The sequence below is a fragment of the Nostoc sp. genome (assembly GCF_036917755.1).
GTDB lineage: Bacteria > Cyanobacteriota > Cyanobacteriia > Cyanobacteriales > Nostocaceae > Nostoc.
Genome location: NZ_JBALFC010000009.1, coordinates 221873 through 240607 on the forward strand (window position 1 = coordinate 221873; position 18735 = coordinate 240607).

10 protein-coding genes, 1 tRNA gene and 2 pseudogenes are annotated in these 18735 nt (G+C 41.8%); 10 read left to right on the forward strand and 3 right to left on the reverse strand.

What is annotated here, in order from left to right; genetic code table 11:
- Positions 1-49: 49 nt before the first annotated feature.
- A pseudogene (locus tag V7L05_RS03275) lies at positions 50-643 on the forward strand (IS1634 family transposase); the annotation flags it as partial.
- Positions 644-917: 274 nt separating this feature from the next.
- Here V7L05_RS03275 and V7L05_RS03280 read toward each other — a convergent pair.
- Together V7L05_RS03280 and V7L05_RS03285 are read right to left on the reverse strand one after the other, a co-directional pair.
- Complete coding sequence (locus tag V7L05_RS03280) at positions 918-2201, reverse strand: DHH family phosphoesterase (RefSeq protein ID WP_335161745.1); 1284 nt, start codon at positions 2199-2201, stop codon at positions 918-920.
- A 670-nt stretch (positions 2202-2871) separates the two neighbouring features.
- Positions 2872-3369, reverse strand: coding sequence for an HNH endonuclease (locus V7L05_RS03285; RefSeq protein WP_069070622.1), 498 nt, complete (start codon positions 3367-3369; stop codon positions 2872-2874).
- Between the two features lie 533 nt (positions 3370-3902).
- Here V7L05_RS03285 and alr point away from each other — a divergent pair.
- Together alr and V7L05_RS03295 are read left to right on the forward strand one after the other, a co-directional pair.
- Positions 3903-5090, forward strand: a complete 1188-nt coding sequence (gene alr, locus V7L05_RS03290) for an alanine racemase (RefSeq protein ID WP_335161747.1) — start codon at positions 3903-3905, stop codon at positions 5088-5090.
- Positions 5091-5237: 147 nt separating this feature from the next.
- Positions 5238-5319, forward strand: a tRNA-Leu gene (locus V7L05_RS03295).
- Here the strand turns inward: V7L05_RS03295 and V7L05_RS03300 are convergent.
- Positions 5311-5490 (reverse strand): annotated as a pseudogene (locus tag V7L05_RS03300) (element excision factor XisH family protein); the annotation flags it as partial. The gene V7L05_RS03295 and the pseudogene V7L05_RS03300 sit on opposite strands and share 9 nt — an antisense overlap.
- 915 nt (positions 5491-6405) lie before the next feature.
- On the opposite strand from V7L05_RS03300, the gene V7L05_RS03305 reads away from it, so the two are divergent.
- The 7 genes from V7L05_RS03305 to V7L05_RS03335 all read left to right on the forward strand — a co-directional run bounded on the left by V7L05_RS03305 (position 6406) and on the right by V7L05_RS03335 (position 18275).
- Positions 6406-7473 (forward strand): response regulator, encoded by a 1068-nt coding sequence (locus V7L05_RS03305; RefSeq protein WP_335161749.1) that lies wholly within the window; start codon positions 6406-6408, stop codon positions 7471-7473.
- A 61-nt stretch (positions 7474-7534) separates the two neighbouring features.
- On the forward strand, positions 7535-7912 hold the full coding sequence (locus V7L05_RS03310) for a response regulator (protein ID WP_334951179.1): 378 nt from the start codon (positions 7535-7537) through the stop codon (positions 7910-7912).
- Positions 7913-7916: 4 nt separating this feature from the next.
- A complete protein-coding gene (locus tag V7L05_RS03315; RefSeq protein WP_335161751.1) occupies positions 7917-8414 on the forward strand; it encodes a chemotaxis protein CheW in 498 nt (165 codons plus the stop codon).
- A 63-nt stretch (positions 8415-8477) separates the two neighbouring features.
- The gene (locus tag V7L05_RS03320) at positions 8478-11351 is read left to right on the forward strand and encodes a methyl-accepting chemotaxis protein (RefSeq protein WP_335161752.1); all 2874 of its coding nucleotides are present in this window, start codon (positions 8478-8480) and stop codon (positions 11349-11351) included.
- A 276-nt stretch (positions 11352-11627) separates the two neighbouring features.
- Positions 11628-14645, forward strand: a complete 3018-nt coding sequence (locus V7L05_RS03325; protein ID WP_335161754.1) for a hybrid sensor histidine kinase/response regulator — start codon at positions 11628-11630, stop codon at positions 14643-14645.
- A gap of 201 nt (positions 14646-14846) precedes the next feature.
- Positions 14847-15287 carry a hypothetical protein gene (locus V7L05_RS03330; RefSeq protein ID WP_335161755.1) on the forward strand — a complete coding sequence of 147 codons (441 nt, stop codon included), beginning with the start codon at positions 14847-14849 and terminating at the stop codon, positions 15285-15287.
- Between the two features lie 69 nt (positions 15288-15356).
- The gene (locus V7L05_RS03335; RefSeq protein WP_335161758.1) at positions 15357-18275 is read left to right on the forward strand and encodes a HEAT repeat domain-containing protein; all 2919 of its coding nucleotides are present in this window, start codon (positions 15357-15359) and stop codon (positions 18273-18275) included.
- Positions 18276-18735 lie beyond the last annotated feature (460 nt).

Sequence of the window (18735 nt, forward strand, 5' to 3'; positions counted from 1 at the left end):
TGACTAATGACTTCGATTTGCCCCCGGCTTCAAGCCGGGGGATGAGTTAAGAAATCATCAACTCACTGATATTGAAATCAACGAAGTTCGGCGACACACTGGTCGTGGTAGACCCCCTAAGGACCGAAACGCAAATGTTTACTACCAGGTTCGTGCCTCTGTTGTGCCTAAACAAACCGCGATAGATATTGAAACTGGAAGAGCCGGAAGATTTATCTTGGCAACAAATGTTGTGAACGCGAGCCAACTAAGTGATGATCATCTGCTGCCATATAAGGCACAACAATCAACTGAGCGTGGTTTCCGATTTCTGAAAGACCCGTTATTCTTTACGAGCAGTGTTTTCCTTAACTCGGCTGAACGAGTTGCAGCGATCGCTATGGTTATGGGTTTGTGCCTGCTTGTTTATAGTTTGGGTCAAAGAGCTTTACGTCAAGCTTTGCTACGAGCAAAACAGACTATTGATAATCAATTGGGGAAACCGACTGCCGCTCCAACTTTACCTTGGGTGTTCCAATGTTTCATGTCGATTCATTTGGTAACGAGCGCCCAAACAAAGCAAATTGCTAACCTTACCGAGGAGCGGTGCTGGATTCTCAAGTTTTTTGGTGCCCCTTGTCGGAAATATTATCTCCTTTGCTGATCAACCTGCGGAATGTGGGCTATAGACTTCATGGCGCTCCTTCTTCGCAAATAAAATAGGTACACGCAAGTTAATTTTATTTGTGCCTACCTATTTAAGATTAGGCACGGACTACATCTTCAATCAGTTCAGCCTCTGTGACAAGACCAATATATTTCCCGACTTTTTAAGAAAAGTCGGGAAATATATTGATCACGAATGACTTAGGGATGCTATCTGACCAAACACTTTGACTGCTGCATGAGTTAGGAGTTCTCCCCATCTCCTTGTCCCTCTACTCTGACTGAATTGGATTGTCTCTGGGATTGACTAACCTCAGCAGTTTTTGCTTAATTTGAGCGTCGAATACTTCCCATTTCATTTTTGCATAGGCAGAGTTTTCGTTGCTGCCAGACAAGAAGCCCATCGGAATTTCAAAGCCACCTGCGCTTGTCCTTCCACCGCCGAAAAAGCGCCCTGCGCTATCTTGCCCAAAGGCTTCTTTGATGAATTCATCGGGGTCAAGGGTAAGTTTAGTGGTTCTCAGGGAGCCAATGACTATTTCTAGTTCTTCGTTTTCGTCGTGAACAATGCCATAAACTACGGCGGTGTGAACGTTTTCTTCGGTGACGAGAAAATCAGCCGCTTGGGGGATGGCGTCACGGTCTTCGTAACGTAAGTAACCAACGCCAGCGATGGAAAAGTTATTTTGGACAATGCGGTTTTTGAGCGATCGCTCGATCACATCCATTACCCGCTTAGAACGGTTCGCCTGTAAAATGGCGTTCAGCAGTTGCGCGTCATAAAATCGGCTTAAATACGCAGCTGCCATAAAGTCTTCTTCTTGTGCTTGCATGAGCCGATTTGTATCCGATCGCAAGCCGTGCATCAAGGCAGTAGCACATTTGACGTGTTGATTTATGCTACTATCTAATGCCAATAATCCTGTTTGGAGGTATTGAGTAAAAATTGTTGCCGTGGCTCTTACATAAGGACGGATATCCTCAAACTCTGATTGCAGATCACCTTGTATACTGTGATGGTCGATGAGAACTACTAGGGGAATTCCAGCCTGCTGCACCGATGACAGTAGTTGTGAAGTGGTTCCTTGGTTATCAATTAATACAAAACCTTGATAAGATGACAAATCTTTGGTTTTCAAGGTTTGGAGTGTCCATCGCTGAATAGGTAAATTAGTCAGCCTTACCAAGGCAATATTCTCTTGATGGCTCAAAGCGCCAGCATAAATAATTTCACATTTGATATCATATTGCTGGGCAATTAACTGGTAAGCCCAGGCACAGGAAAGGGCATCTGGATCAGGAAAATCTTGCAGAATTACCAGTTGGCGATCGTGTCGGTGTGCCAGAAGGGTTTTTTGCAGTTCTTCTGACTTTTGTTGTGCAAGAGAATTTCCACGGTGACTGAGATATATAGCTCCGTCACCTACCGATGGCGGTAATGACGGACTCTTAAATGCAACTTCCACTGGCGCTTTCTCGATTTCAGGTTCCTCTGGGTTTGGCTCTGTGGTCAATGACAAACTCTCAAAGTGAGTAACGGGAGAATTCAAGTACATAGGGAACTTTTTTAAAGTGTGAGGCTCCTTTAATTCAGAAATACTACTTTCAGCAATTCACTGAATTTAGCCACATTATTATGATCTTCGCAAAAATATCAAGACTTTGCACTATACACCTGAGTATATTTTTTGTCAGTAACAGCGCTCAACAATCAACTAAATTCCACTACAGGGCGTATAACTGCTGGGAACAAAGAAATTTAATATATTGGGCTGTATCTGGTAGTATAAATCTGTTTTAAGAGCTTTTTTGTCTTAGGTAAATTGAATTACCGGGGTTTCTATCAGACTTAGGGTATACATTCTATCTTATACTTTCGGCTTAGTCCTTGATATTTGAAATATTCTTATGCTTAATACTCTCATTATTGTGGATTCTTGAGCAATTAACAATTATTTTTGATGAAGAATGCGTGTTTCGCATCCCCTTTGAAAACTCTGAGAATTCTGAGTAGCATTGGCTACTGTTTTTCTTGCGTGTATTTATGCAGACTACTGTGTTGGTTTGTGCCGAAAAATGTGGTTCACAAAGAGTGGACAACCCTGCTCCAACAGACAATTTGTTAGAGCAAATGTGTCCAACACAGCTTTAGCGAGACTCTAAAACTAAGCACAAACGCCAACCTGTGACTATTTCTTGATGATTTTAGAATTAGCTTAAGTCATGTCAAAGACCTATAACATACTTTTGCCACTCTGTATGCAGTCCACTCTTAAGATGTTTACTAACTTCAAAATAGAGGCTGCTATAAGGTTGGCGGGGCGGATGACGCAAAGGCATATGAGCTTCGTGGGGAGTGCGACTGCCTTTTTTGACATTGCAACGCACACAAGCGGTAACAATATTCTCCCAGGTATCGCCACCGCCGCGCGATCGCGGTATTACATGGTCTAGGGTCAACTCATCCCCTGTGTAACCACAGTATTGACAGGCATGACCGTCACGGTGCAATATATTTCGGCGAGTCAGAGGAATTTCTTTATAAGGAACGCGGACATAATGACGCAACCGGATCACGGTCGGCAACGGAAAATCCGAATAAAGGAATTTACCGTTGTGTTCTACCCGTTCTGCTTTGCCTTTGATTAACAGAACGACAGCGCGACGCCAGCTCGTTATATTCAGAGGTTCGTAAGAGGCGTTTAAGACTAAAACCTTCCCCATTTATCTGCACTCAGGGTATGAGTTTTACATATGTTAACACGAATATACCCTGCTAGGGAGATGAGAATAAATTATACTTTCAGGAGAATTCGGAAATTAAGTTATGAGTTGAGAGTTAGGACAATACGGTTCGGATAAGGTTTTTTAATGACACGTCCTAGATTGCAAAGACGCGATAAATCGCCGTCTTTACAATAATCAGTCCTTTGTCTTGACGCCGATTTATCGCGTCTCTTGCCTTAACCGAACCGTATTGAGAGTTAGGAGTGAGGAGTTAAAGATAAAACCATTACACCGAAAAGCCAATCATATTAAGGGTTTCCCCTTATCTTAGTGCCATTCGTTTGGGAGAGTTTTTGCGTAAGTCCTAAATTCCTAACTCATAACTCCTCACTTTTACTTTAATAACGCAACATCTTGTATCAATTCCAATATGAAGGTTAAACTTCCTATTTAATCTGATCTCGCTTTTAGGAGCGTGTATAGATAGATAATTTGGAAGTTTAGCCGTGGTGGGATAGGAGTCAGTACAAATGTTGAGTCATAAACAAACCCCAAGTTTTGCTGATAGTCAGGAGTGTGATACCTACGCGTGGTTTTCGCAACGAGCCTGGGTAGAAATTGATTTAGGGGCGTTGTCGTACAATGTACAGCAACTGGTGCAGTTTTTATCGCCGCGTACCCAGTTGATGGCAGTAGTCAAAGCTGATGCTTATGGACATGGAGCGGTAACAGTCGCCCAAACTGTAATCCAGTCGGGAGCTAGTTGGCTGGGAGTCGCTACAGTTCCAGAAGCGATTCAATTGCGAGAAGGTGGGATTCAAGCGCCCATTTTGATTTTAGGGGCAACTCATACAGCAGAGCAGATTCATGCGATCGCACACTGGAAACTTCAGCCCACACTCTGTAGCCCTAAACAAGCTTTGGTATTTTCCAATACCCTAGAATCGATGAATTATGGTTCTGCCATACCCGTACACATCAAATTAGACACGGGAATGTCCAGGTTGGGAACTAATTGGCAGCAAGCTGGGGAATTTGTGCAATTAGTGCAACGATTACCACATCTTGAGATAGCCAGTATTTATTCCCATTTGGCAACAGCAGATGATCCTGATACCACGGCAATGGAAGAACAGCATAAACGATTTGAGGATGCGATCGCTCAAATCAAAGCAATGGGAATCCAACCACCCTGCTTGCACTTGGCAAACTCAGCAGCTACACTCACAGATCCGGCATTGCACTACGACATTGTGCGAGTCGGTTTAGCTGTTTACGGACTCTATCCAGCAACCCATTTACAAAATGCGATCGACCTCAAGCCCGTTTTGCAACTTAAAGCACGAGTCACCCAAGTTAAAACAATTGCCCCAGGAACAGCTGTTAGTTACGGCCATCAATTTATTGCCCCGCGTGAACTTCGCCTCGCCGTGGTGGGAATTGGCTATGCTGACGGTGTTCCTCGCAGTCTTTCCAACAAAATGCAGGCGTTAATTCGCGGTCGGCGGGTGTCGCAAATCGGCACAATTACAATGGATCAGTTGATGCTGGATGTGAGTGCTATACCCAATATCCAAGAAGGAGAAGTAGTCACCTTACTAGGGGAACAGGGAAAAGAAGAAATTTCAGCAGACGATTGGGCAGAACAACTAAACACTATTTCCTGGGAAATTCTCTGCGGCTTCAAGCATCGTCTGCCTCGTGTTGCGGTTATGTAATTGGGCATTGGGCATTGGGCATGGGGCATTGGGCATTGGGCATGAGGCATGGGGCATTGTGAAAACACTTTCTTCATCCTCTTGTCTCCCTCATCTCCCCACTCCTCTTCCCATAAATAATTTCTTATGGTACGATAGTAAACTGATGCGGATATGGCGAAATTGGCAGACGCGCTAGATTTAGGTTCTAGTTCCGAAAGGAGTGAAGGTTCAAGTCCTTTTATCCGCACTTTCCTAATGCATTTTCTAAATCTGTAACTGGAGATGGGTTGAGAAAACTCTTGATTTCAACTTCTATTTTTTGCTGACTTTTTTCTGCCGCTATAAGTTCTTCTGCACCCAAGTTTATATATAAATCTTTTGTGCCACATTTTAATTGAAATGGATCATCAGTAATTAGCCAACCATCTTTTTATAGGGCTGTTATCACAACATTATGATAAACATCTTTGGCTGGCATGGGTGTTTGCAGAAAGTGTGTTTGTGGAGTTATTTTTTATGGTATTTTAACACAATATGCTTTGAAGTGTATCTTGGCAGACAAACAATGCAGTAAGAGTAATCAGGAAAAAACAGGCGATGCCTGCGGCGGTCTACGCCAACGCATCCTCCTGTCACTTGAAACATAATCATTTAATAGTTTTAATGCCTAATCTAAAGATATGGCGTAGTTTACAGCTGTAGGCATCGCGATCGCACTACATCTACAGTAGGAATAATCTTGCTGTGCGATGTCTACGACGGGCTACGCCTACGCACATTTTCGATAACCAGAAAAATTCACCTGGAACTTGGTTAATTTCACGTCTTTTTCTGGTATTCTTACTAGCCATTCTGAATTGCTGTTTTATTTTTGTCAATAAATCAGTATTATTGCTGTGGTCAAGTTGAAGTTAATCGATGCAGAGTGGCTTCAGATAGTCCTTACTTGCTAAAAGACTAGATTTTTCTTAAGTGTAAATACTGAAGTTAAAATATATTAATCTCTACAAAATCAGTATTATTCCTGTGGTCAGATCGGGGTTACTCAATGGAAAGTGGCTTCATCTACTCTTGGCATTTTTATGTCTTATTCTCGAAAGGTGTTTAGAAATCTTAGAAACAGTAAATAAAAATTAATCACAATTTACGAATTTACTAAGATTTGCTCATCTAAAAATAACGCGTACTGTCGTTGAGTTTCACCACAAAGCTAGATGAAAACTGATGTACCTTAAAATACAAACCCTTGATGCCTTTTACTTGATTTCAATTGTGGAATAACTCTGCACGAATTTAGCTTACACGTATTGAATTTAGCTGAAGTAAAAGCAAAATGAGCACAACTCCTATAGGTAGCTACAGGTTGTTTCAGAAACTACATCCGCTATCTCTGTTGGCACAATTAACTAGTCGGCGTGCTACAGGTTGCTTAAGGGTATTTACCGCGATAGTTTCTTGGTCAATCTATCTAGAGGACGGTAAACTTACTTATGCCTCCTATTCAGATAAACTATTTGAGCGCCTTGACAGTCACTTGCGACGCTTGAATCGGCAAATTCCTGCTCTCAACGGTGATACTCGTATGCAGATGCGGCTGATGTTTGAGACGAAGAATGAACATCAATCAATACCAAATGCAGATTACCAAGCTATTTGTTGGTTAGTAAATCAGGACTATATCACCTCTGTGCAAGCAGCAAACCTGATAGAGGAATTGGCAAAAGAAGTGCTGGAATCATTTCTGTGTTTAAAAGAAGGTAGCTATGAATTCAGTCCAGAAAGCTCTTTGGATGAACTACCAAAGTTCTGTCGCCTAGATTTGCGATTACTTGTTGAACATTGTCAAAAGCAGTTACGAAATCGGAAAAATATCCAGTCATCAATTCCGGCTGGTGGGGGTTCCCAAGTTCTGTCTACAACACAACCGTCTCAAGTTCAGCCACAACTGCAAATAAAAGTTGGGCAAAAATTGCTGAGAACAATCAATTTTGATATTCCTGATAATAATAAAATTACTCAACCACCTGTAGGCAAAAAACTATATACAATTGCCTGCATCGATGATAGCCAAACAGTTTTGAATTCCATTAAACACTTTTTGGATGAAAACGCATTTTCAGTTGTGATGATCAACGATCCGGTAAAAGCTTTAATGCAAATTCTTCGGAGTAAGCCGGATCTGATTTTGCTAGATGTTGAAATGCCAAGTTTAGATGGCTACGAGTTATGTTCTTTATTGCGAAAACATTCAGCTTTTAAAAATACACCTATTATTATGGTGACAGGTAGAACAGGATTTATTGACAGGGCAAGGGCTAAGATAGTCAGGTCATCAGGATATTTGACCAAGCCTTTTACACAATCAGAATTGCTAAAAATGGTTTTTAAGCATCTTGGTTAATTTAAACAAGGCAATAAAAATAACAAAATATTTTTAATTTATTTTTTTAGGAGATTTAATAGTGAGCCTGACTTTGCTTGGCACAATTATGATTGTAGAAGATTCTCCCAGTGAATTGGAATTAATGAGCCATTATCTTAAAGAGAGTGGTTACAACGTCATTAAAGCTTCTGGTGGAAAAGAAGCTTTAGAAAAAGCTGTGTTAGAAAAACCAGATGCGATCGTTACTGATGTAGTGATGCCAGAAATGAGCGGATTTGAATTGTGTCGCTCTCTGAGAAGAAATCCGATTACTGCAAAAGTGCCGATTGTGATTTGTAGTTCCAAAAATCAAGAAATTGACCGTTTATGGGCGATGAGACAAGGTGCAGATGCTTATATAACTAAACCTTACACCCGCGAACATCTCCTACGTACTATTAAATCAGTGGTAATTTGAATCAATGACTAGTACAAACATTACTCTTTCTCCAAAACCAATCCAAAATAACTTAGCAGATGGTTATCTGAAGTTTCAGCTAAATCAACAAACTACTGCTGTTTTATCAATGACGCATACCCAAGAAGCAATTATTGTGCCTGTCGAATCTATCACCTCGATGCCTAATATGCCACCCTGCATATTAGGCTTAATGAATTGGCGGAGTCGGATAATTTGGGTAGTTGATTTGCCAAGAATGCTTAATTTAGAATCTCTAGATTCTCGACTACGACAATACAATACGATCGTTATCCGAGTGGAATCATTGGTGTTAGGTTTAGTTGTGCAAGAAATAAAAGGTACAACCAAGTTTTTAGCTGATGCTATTCATTCTCCTATCGGACAAGTAGCATCCAGTTTAGTTCCTTATTTATGTGGGTGCGTTGTGCAACAGGAAGAAATATTACTGGTATTAGATGCAGAGGCAATTGTGCAGTCTTCTATTCTCCGTAGTGATTAGGGTGTACTACTAAAAAACAAGATTTTTAGTGTTCTTATTCATATACTTCGGAGAACTACTTTTATGTTTAATAAAACCAACACGAATCAAGGTAATGGCGCTCAGAATCGAGCATCATTGATTTCATCTCAAAAAGGTATTGGGACTGTAGTAAAGCCACCAAGTAAGGCGACTACTGAAACTGCTAATAATTCTTCTTGGAATCAGGCTATTGCTTATTTTACAAGGCTGGGATTGGTTAAGAAAGCGACTATTTTAGCGATCGCAATCGGTACAATACCAGTATTGGGCATAGGCGCGATCGCTTTTAGTTTTGCCAACAAATCAATTACTAAGCAAATTACTCAATCTCAACAAGCCGAAGCTACTGGCTTAAGTGATAAAGTTAACCGCTTCATGTTGGAACGCTACGGGGATATTCGGGTAATATCAAATTTGCCATTTCTGACAAGTCCCCAAGCTAGTATCAGTACCACTACTCAAGAAAAGCAAGCAGTCCTAAATCGCGTTGTTGAAGCTTACAAAGCTTATGACAGCGTTGCTGTTTTTAATCGCCAAGGTAACTTGATTGTGCAATCTACAGGCGAACCTCTGGACAATCAAAAAGACCGTAACTATTTTCAAGATGTTTTGCAAAAAGATGCTCCGATAATCAGCAAACCGGAAGCAGCAAAAAAGACTGGTGTAGTGAGTATATATATCGCTGCACCCGTGAAAGAGTCCAGGACAGGGCAAACTATTGGCGTGGTACAAGCACGTATGCCCGTAAAATCTTTAGAGGAAGTAATCAAAAACTACGTAGCCAATGGACAACAATATTATTTGCTCGATGCTTCGGGAACAGTTTTTTTGAGTCCCCAAAAGCAATTATTGGAGAAAGAAGCAAAGGGAGAGTATTCTAGTTTACCTAAACTGCTGGCAGCCAAGAAGGTAGATAGTTTTATAGAAGTAGCCAAAACTGACAAAAAACAAAAATTAGTTAGTTACGTACCAGCTAGTAAGTTAGATGGCTTGCCTGATTTAAACTGGCAGGTACTTTTATCTACAGACACAGCAATTGTATTTGAGCCGCAAAGACAATTATTGTGGACTATAGCCATCGGCACAGCACTGACAGCATTTATTGTCGGCGCGATCGCATCTCGGTTAGCTAAACTGACTACACAGCCAATTCTGAATGCAAATGCGGCATTAGCGAAGCTAGGTCAAGGTAAATTTAATACCCGTCTGGAAATCGAAACAGAAGACGAATTAGGGTTATTGAGTGCAAATATCAACCAGATGGCCGAACAATTGCAGGTCTTAGTTAAGGAACAAGAACTGGACTTTGAAGGGGCAAAAATACTGGCAGATATTACCTTACGAATTCGGAAAATACTCAAAACTGAAGATATTTATCACGCAGCAGTGAGGGAAGTTCAGCGATCGCTAAAAACAGACCGGGTAATCATTTATAGTCTGAATCCAAATACTTGGGATGGCGTTGTCGTTGCGGAATCGGTAACTGATAATTGGCCGAAAATGCTCGGTGTGCAAATTGACGATCGCTATTTTCGGGAACGTTATATAGAAACTTATCACGATGGACAGGTGCAAGCGATCGGCAAAGTCCTTGCCGTTGGCGAAGCCTCTCGTAGAGAAGGCATCGCCAATATTTCTCAAGACGAAAGTCTGAAAAATGCCGACGGTTACATCAAATTGCTGGAAAAATTTGCTGTTAAAGCTAATTTAATCGTACCGATTTTTGCCCAAGAACAACTTTTAGGCTTATTAATTGCTCATCAGTGCGAAAGTCCTCGTATTTGGCAACAGCCGGAAATTGACTTGTTTCAACAGATAGCAACTCAAATCGGTTATGCCTTAGAACAAGCCAAGTTATTAGAAGAGATTGAAAAATCTAGAAATGTTGGCGTAATCGGTTCAGACGAAGAACGGCAACAAAAAGAAACTCTGCAACAGCAACTTTTAGAACTGCTCAGTGATGTAGAAGGTGCCGCTAGAGGCGACTTGACAGTGCGTGCAGACGTGACTCCTGGGGAAATAGGCACTGTTGCCGACTTTTTCAACTCCATTGTGGAAAGCCTCCGGGATATTGTTACCCAAGTTAAACAAGCTGCTACCCAGGTGAATACTGCCATTGGCTCTAACGAAGGAGCCATCCGCGACTTAGCAGAGTCAGCACTCACACAAGCTGCCGAAATCAACCGCACCCTTGATGCTGTTGACCAAATGACCCAATCCATGCAGGCTGTAGCCCAAAGTGCCGAAAAAGCTGCCTTGATTGCCAACCATGCGACTCACACCGCTACCAAGAGTGGACACGCGATGGATTTGACAGTCCAAAATATCCTGTCTTTGCGAGAAACCGTTGGTGAAACTGCTAAAAAAGTCAAACGTTTGGGAGAGTCTTCTCAACAAATTTCCCGCGTGGTATCCTTGATTAACCAAATCGCCATTCAAACCAACTTATTAGCTATTAACGCTGGCATTGAAGCAGCGCGTGCAGGTGAAGAAGGTCAAGGTTTTGCCGTAGTTGCTGAAGAAGTCGGCGAATTAGCAGTACGCAGTGCCGCAGCAACCGAAGAAATTGAACAAATTGTTGAAAATATCCAACGAGAAACCAGTGAAGTGGTGCAGGCGATGGAAATAGGAACCACCCAAGTAGTAGAAGGTACTCAGATTGTGGAGGAAGCTAAACAAAGTCTGAGTGAAATTTTGGATGTATCCCGTCAAATTGACTCCTTAGTACAGTCTATTTCCACTGCAACTGCATCTCAGGTAGAAACATCGCAAAGTGTTAGCCAATTGATGAAAGATATTGCAGCTGTATCAAAACGTACCAGCGATTCTTCTCGCCAAGTTTCTGAATCTCTGCAACAAACTGTGGAGATTTCCCAGCAGTTGCAAGAGACTGTTGAGACTTTCAAAGTTAGTTAAGTTTGCCATTTGTCATTTGTCTTTTGTCCTTTGTTAATGACTAATGATGAATGACTTTTGTTAACGTGAGTTGATGAACCTCTCCCTCTCCGAAACGGAAAGGGAGGAGCAACGAAAAATTCAGCTTTTTGCTCCCCTCTCCGCGTCGGAGAGGGGCTGGGGGAGAGGTCAAATAAAACTTGTCGAACTCACGTTTTGTTATTTGTCCGTTGTCATTTGTCTTTTGTCCTTTTACTAATGACTAATGACCCATAACCAATGACTAAGGAAAAAACTATGTTAGAAGACAAAGAATTAGAAATCCAGATGCAGTTTCTGGAAGAAGCAACTGATTACTTGAATACTCTAGAAGGGGTATTGCTGGAAATCGATACTACTAACCGCATCGATTTAGATAAAATTAATGCTGCACTCCGGGCGACTCATTCTATCAAAGGTGGCGCGGGGATGATGGGATTTAGATCGTTAAGTGATTTAGCTCACCGTCTGGAAGATTCCTTTAAAGTTTTAAAAACTAAAAAAAATTCTCTAGAAATTGATACTCAGTTGCAAAGTTTATTGCTATCTGGAGTTGACTGGCTGCGTCAGATTGTCGAATTGCTTGCAGAAGGAAATGTTGTTGAAGATCAGTGGTTAGAAACCTTTTGTTACCCCATTTTTGAGGAGTTGCACGATCGCTTGGGCGACCCCAACCCGGAAGATGCATCAACCATGCTATCCCCAGAAGATGGACAAAACGTTATCCCCTTGCTATTTGAAACAGAGGTAGAAGAGTGTTTGCAGCGTCTAGAATCTATATTGGCAGATAGCGAACAGCCCGGATTGCATGAAGAAATTGTGATGATGGCAGCTGAATTGGGCGGTTTGGGGGAAATGCTCCAATTGGCAGCTTTTACCAAGCTTTGTGAGTCAGTAACGCAGCAATTGGAAACTGTTAGCAACAATCGCATTCCCGAAATTGCCCAGTTAGCATTGCAAGCATGGCGGCGATCGCAAGCTTTGATACTGACAAATCAACTAGATAACTTGCCTACAGAAATTGACTTCAGTAGTTATACGCAATCCCAGCCACGATTGCAAGCAGAAGTAATACCACAATTTAGCGCCACAGATACAGCTGATACAGAAGTAGCGTCAACATCTATTTGGCAACCAAAAATAACTCCAGAAACTTGGACTAAAGATGAAGCGATCGCAGCTAATTTTACATTTGTGGATGCTGAAGTTACAAATGATGTAAATACTGTCAATGTCACCGAGCAAAATCCAATATTTGCTAGAGAAAATAATCCTAAAGATGTCAGACTTGGCGAAAGTAAAGTCGAGGCAGTTGGCGTTGGTAAAGAACGGGATATTCATGAAAATAGCGTCCGAGTTCCTAGCAAACAACTAGAGCAAATTAATGATTTATTTGGTGAACTTATTGTTCAGAGGAATGGTTTAAACTCGCAACTAGAAAAATTACGCAAACTCGTTCGGAACCTCAACCAGCGAGTCCAAGTTCTCGACCGAGAAAACCAGGAACTACGTACAGCCTACAAGAGAATTTCTCCTCAACCTGGTGTGCGCGTGCGATCGCAAGCTGAAAATGGCCACCAAAGCCAAGATACAGAGAGCAAAATTGATGCCTTAGAAATGGAACGCTATAACGAATTAAACCTGCGATCGCAGGAAGTTATGGAAACCATTGTTCAGGTACAGGAAGTCACAACTGATGTGCAACTCAGTGTAGATGATACAGACCAAATTGCTCGTAAACTAAACAAAACATCGAAACAGTTACAGACTAAACTAAATCATATTCGGATGCGGCCTCTGTCCGATTTAATCGAACGTTTTCCTAGAGCTTTGCGCGATTTAAATGTAGAGTATGGAAAAAATGTTCAGTTAAAAATTGAAGGTGGTAACACTTTAATTGAACGCAGCATTTTAGAAGCATTAAACGAACCTTTAATGCACCTGTTAAGGAATGCCTTCGATCATGGTATCGAAGATTCAGCCACCCGCCGCCTTTTGGGTAAACCAGAACAAGGATTAATTGAAATTAAAGCTACCCACCGCAGTAATCGTACCCTAATTACCATACGTGATGATGGTTGGGGCATTTCTCTGGAGAAAATTCGCATCCGCGCCCTAGCTATGGGATTGGATGCTTCTCTACTTGCTAATGCTAGTGATGAAGAACTATTATCACTAATTTTTGAACCAGGTTTTACCACCTCCGAGCATGTGACAGCATTATCTGGTCGCGGTGTCGGTATGGATGTAGTTCGTAACAACCTGAAACTGATTCGAGGTGATGTGAAAGTTGATACAGAACCAGGAGTTGGTACTACTTTCACCCTATCAGTACCATTTACACTTTCTGTTGCGCGAGTTCTGCTAGTAGAAATTAACAAAATGGTATTGGCATTTCCCACAGATGTCATTTCAGAAATATCTTTACTTCAAAACGATCAAATTTTCCAAATGGCAGGTAGCGAAGTTTTAAATTGGCAAGGAACCATGCTGCCACTGATTCGCCTGACTCGTTATTTAGAGTTTAATTGCCTGCGCTACGATAACCCAGAATTGGAAAGATCGCCAGCAATTAATACTAGCAGCGTGTTAGTAGTCAAAGGTAATAATCAGCCAGTAGCAATCCCAATAGACCGTTGCTGGGGTGAACAAGAAGTTGCTATTCGCCAAGTCGAGGGAAATATACCTTTACCTGAAGGCTTCAGCAACTGCACAATTCTCGGTGATGGTCGAGTAGTGCCACTAGTTAATGTCAATGAGTTGCTGTATTGGGTTGCTACGAATCGGCGGAGTCCCAAAGGTACTCAATTACCATCAGCAAGGTTAAAAACACCGTTCCTCATATTTGATGAAGACAAAATATCAGCAGCGTCTGTTAAGCAGAAAGGCACAATTTTGATTGTCGATGACTCGATTAATGTTCGCCGCTTTTTAGCGTTGACTCTTGAAAAAGGAGGATATCAAGTAGAACAAGCTAAAGATGGTCAAGATGCTTTAGAAAAACTCCATAGTGGATTGAGAGTTGAGGCAGTAATTTGCGATATTGAAATGCCTCGCCTTGATGGTTATGGCTTTTTAGGTAAGGTAAATTCAGACGCGGATACAAAAAATATCCCAGTTGCGATGCTGACTTCTCGTAGCAGCAGTAAGCATCGGCAACTGGCTATGCAATTGGGTGCTAGGGCTTACTTTTCTAAACCTTATAACGAGCAAGAGTTACTGCAAACGCTGGAGGAAATAATTCATCCTGTAGCAGGAAAGGGCGCGTCTAATTGAATTCATAATTAGGTTTCAGATATTTTCGTAGGGTGCGTTAGCAAGTGCCTTGGCGATTAGAAATCGCGGCTATACAAACAAAACCCGCCTGCGCGGGTTAAAACGACTGAGTTATATTCAGTAATAATTGCCTAGCTTTTGCGTCATACTATTTGTGTCAATTGAAATAATTTCTACATAAACTCAATTTATAGTGAATTTATGGTAACTGTAACACTGACGGCTGTTGCTACTGCGATCGCAACTACACTTTGGACTAAAGCACAAGAGAAAATCGGCGAAAACATTGGTGGTGCTTTATGGACGGCTCCTGGTAAGTTAATCGGATTACTCCGCCAGAAGAATAAATCGCCATTACTCACCAGTGCTGTTGAGGGAAATGAACCGCAGCGATTAGATTATGGTCAAGCAGTGCTGGAACTAAAAGCAGCAGCAGACCAAGACCCAGAAATTGCTCAAGCTGTTGTGGAAGTGGAAGCAGCAGCAAAAGCAGAACCAAAACTCACTCAAAAAATTCAAGAAATAGAAAATACTCTCAAGTCTCAACAGCCAACCATTCAAAATCTGACGCAGCTAGCAGAAAAAATTGGGGTTGTAAATCAAGGACAGATAAATAACCAAACTAATAACTTCACCTTTTGACTACAGCCGTCTCAAGGGGAGGATGAGACAAAGTTAACTCCTGATGACTGGCGTAAAGTCTGCCGTGAAATGCTGACAGAACGGCAAAAGCTGACTACAAATCCTCTGACATCAACTGAAGGGGTAGCCTTGCAAGTTGATGATGTTTACGTACCATTGGGATTAGTTGAGCGTAAAAAACAATCTAAGCGTCAAGGTGATATTTCTCCAGAACAGGGTTCAGAACTGTACAAGGAGACAGAAATCACCAAAACATTTGAGCATGATGCTTTTCTTGAAGAAGTTCTCAAACAAAAGAACACGCCTAAAAGTCAAGGTAAGCGAATTGCAATTATTGGCGAACCAGGAGCAGGAAAGACAACACTATTACAGCAGATTGCTGATTGGGTATCTCGTGAGATTCACCAGTCGATTGTCATTTGGGTATCTTTAGCAGATTTGCGAGAGAAGGAACTAAAATCTTATCTGTCTGAGACTTGGTTAACTCAGGTAGCGGAGAAAACAGGTAAAGCTGAAGCCACTAAGCAACTGAAGGATAATTTTGTTGCTCTATTTAATCAAAATAATGTGTGGCTGCTGCTAGATGGGTTAGATGAAATGTCCGCATCTTCAGGTAATCCTCTAACAGAAATTGCCAAGCAATTCCGTGAAGCAGGGTTAATTTCTCAAGCGCGGATTGTGCTGACCTGTCGGGTTAATCTGTGGGATGGCAGCAGTAATGCACTTAATAATTTTGATATCTATCGCACCTTAGATTTTTCTTATCCAAAAAATGTAGAGAGATTTATTAATAAATGGTTCAATAAAATTGAAATTCCCGAAACAGGGAAGCGGTTATGCATTGCGTTGAAAGAATCAGGTAATAAACGGATTCAGGATTTAGTAAAAAATCCTCTGCGGTTGACGCTGCTGTGCTTGAATTGGCAATCAGGAGATGGCAAATTACCGGATACTCAAGCGGGACTCTATCAGCAATTTGTTGATGACTTCTACAAGTGGAAAAAAGAGGAAATTGCTACAAACTATAACCAGCGTCAGCAACTCAATGTCAAATTGGGGGAATTAGCTAAAGAAGCAATAGACAAAGAAGCAACCCGTTTTCGCTTGCGGCAGGATTTTGTTACTCAGTTCTTGGGTGATGCTGATGATGAAAATTCGCTGCTGAAACTGGCACTAAATCGCGGCTGGCTGAACTGTGTAGGGATAGATACAAATAGAAAACCTTTTTACGCTTTCTTTCATGCCTCGTTTCAAGAGTACTTTGCGGCTAAAGCAATTGATCACTGGCAATTCTTTCTCAAGCACAATCCTAAAAATCCCAGTCAAGGAACTTATCGCATCTTTGAACCACAATGGAAGCAAACAATATTACTTTGGTTAGGACGAGATGAAGAAAACCTCAAACAGCAAAAGCAAAAGTTTATTGATGCTTTGGTGAACTTTAAAGATGGATGTGGTAAGTGGGATAGAGAAGATATAGATAAAGGCTTTTATGAATATCGCGCCTATTTTTTAGCTGCCGCAGGAATTGCAGAGTTTAAAGGTTATTCTAGAGCCGATGAAATAGTTAAGCAAATTGTCAAATGGACAATTGGTTTAAGTTCAATCAGAGAGGAAGCTAGGTCAGCACTGCAACAGACAGACCGTATAAAAGCGATCGCCGCCTTGGTGCAACTGCTGCAATCAACTAATCTGGATGACTACACCCGTTGGCAGGTAGCAGAGAGCTTAGGGAAAATCGACCCAGGCAATGAAATTGCGGTCGCCGCCTTGGTGCAACTGCTGCAATCAACTAATCTGGATAACGACACCCGTAGGTGGGTAGCAAAGAGCTTAGGGAAAATCGGCACAGGCAATGAAATTGCGATCGCCGCCTTGGTGCAACTGCTGCAATCAACTAATCTGGATAACCACACCCGTTGGTGGGTAGCAGAGAGCTTAGGGGAAATCAACCCAAGCAATGAAATTGCGATCACCGCCTTGGTGCAACTGCTGCAATCAACTAATCTGGATAACCACACCCGTAGGTGGGTAGCAGAGAGCTTAGGGAAAATCGGCACAGGCAATGAAATTGCGATCGCCGCCTTGGTGCAACTACTGCAATCAAGTAATCTGGATGACTTCATCCGTAGGTGGGTAGCAGAGAGCTTAGGGAAAATCGGCACAGGCAATGAAATTGCGATCGCCGCCTTGGTGCAACTGCTGCAATCAACTAATCAGGATAACGACACCCGTAGGTGGGTAGCAGAGAGCTTAGGGGAAATCAACCCAGGCAATGAAATTGCCTGTGCCGCCTTGGTGCAAATGCTGCAATCAACTAATCTGGATGACTTCATCCGTAGGTGGGTAGCAGAGAGCTTAGGGAAAATCGACCCAGGCAATGAAATTGCGATCGCCGCCTTGGTGCAAATGCTGCAATCAACTAATCTGGATAACGACACCCGTTGGTGGGTAGCAGAGAGCTTGGGGGAAATCAACCCAGGCAATGAAATTGCGATCGCCGCCTTGGTGCAACTGCTGCAATCAACTAATCTAGATAACGAAACCCGTTGGTGGGTAGCAGAGAGCTTAGGGGAAATCAACCCAGGCAATGAAATTGCGATCGCCGCCTTGGTGCAACTGCTGCAATCAACTAATCTGGATAACGACAACCGTTGGCGGGTAGCAGAGAGCTTAGGGAAAATCGGCACAGGCAATGAAATTGCGATCGCCGCCTTGGTGCAACTGCTGCAATCAACTAATCTGGATAACGACAACCGTTGGCGAGCAGCATATAGCTTAGAAAAAATTCTACAAAATAATAAGCATCGCTTTGCGGTAGCCAAAGCTTTAAGTGGTTATTGGCGATTGAATAATGATTACTACGATTTAGCTTGGGAATGTGCCCAAAATATGCCTTACCCCGATTTCTATCAAGCTTGGCATCAGCATAATGTTGCTACTCGTGTGATGCAAAGCTTAGTGAAAATCCTCTTTACAAAAATTTGAGCAATTTTGCAGCACCAACGTTACAAATTAAGTTGCCGTGATAACAACAGCTTGTCCACTCGTTACAAAGACAGACGCAGACTTTACAAATATTTGTCTGTTAGCAACAACAGCTTAAGCATTTATTATAAATGGATACTCATTTGCTGCGATCGCGTACTCATCCATAACTAATGCTTAAAATTTAAGCTAACAAATTAAGCATTTATTATAAATGGCTACTCATTTGTAGCGATCGCTGTCTCATTCATAACTAATGCTTAAAATTTAAGCTAACAAATTAAGTATTAATTATAAATGGCTACTCATTTGTAGCGATCGCATACTCATTTGTAGCAATTGCGTACTCAGTTATAGCGATCGCTTATGTATTTGTTATGAATGCTTGCACCTTAGTAACGACAGCTTGTTTATTTGTAGCAAATGCTTATGTTGTTATCAACAAGCAATAAACGCCAGA

What these genes read in the sequence shown, in the direction of transcription:
- V7L05_RS03280 (WP_335161745.1), bottom strand. Translation starts at nt 2,201, where the DNA reads ATGTACTTGAATTCTCCCGTTACTCACTTTGAGAGTTTGTCATTGACC.
- V7L05_RS03285 (WP_069070622.1), bottom strand. Translation starts at nt 3,369, where the DNA reads ATGGGGAAGGTTTTAGTCTTAAACGCCTCTTACGAACCTCTGAATATA.
- alr (WP_335161747.1), top strand. Translation starts at nt 3,903, where the DNA reads ATGTTGAGTCATAAACAAACCCCAAGTTTTGCTGATAGTCAGGAGTGT.
- V7L05_RS03305 (WP_335161749.1), top strand. Translation starts at nt 6,406, where the DNA reads ATGAGCACAACTCCTATAGGTAGCTACAGGTTGTTTCAGAAACTACAT.
- V7L05_RS03315 (WP_335161751.1), top strand. Translation starts at nt 7,917, where the DNA reads ATGACTAGTACAAACATTACTCTTTCTCCAAAACCAATCCAAAATAAC.
- V7L05_RS03320 (WP_335161752.1), top strand. Translation starts at nt 8,478, where the DNA reads ATGTTTAATAAAACCAACACGAATCAAGGTAATGGCGCTCAGAATCGA.
- V7L05_RS03325 (WP_335161754.1), top strand. Translation starts at nt 11,628, where the DNA reads ATGTTAGAAGACAAAGAATTAGAAATCCAGATGCAGTTTCTGGAAGAA.
- V7L05_RS03330 (WP_335161755.1), top strand. Translation starts at nt 14,847, where the DNA reads ATGGTAACTGTAACACTGACGGCTGTTGCTACTGCGATCGCAACTACA.
- V7L05_RS03335 (WP_335161758.1), top strand. Translation starts at nt 15,357, where the DNA reads ATGCTGACAGAACGGCAAAAGCTGACTACAAATCCTCTGACATCAACT.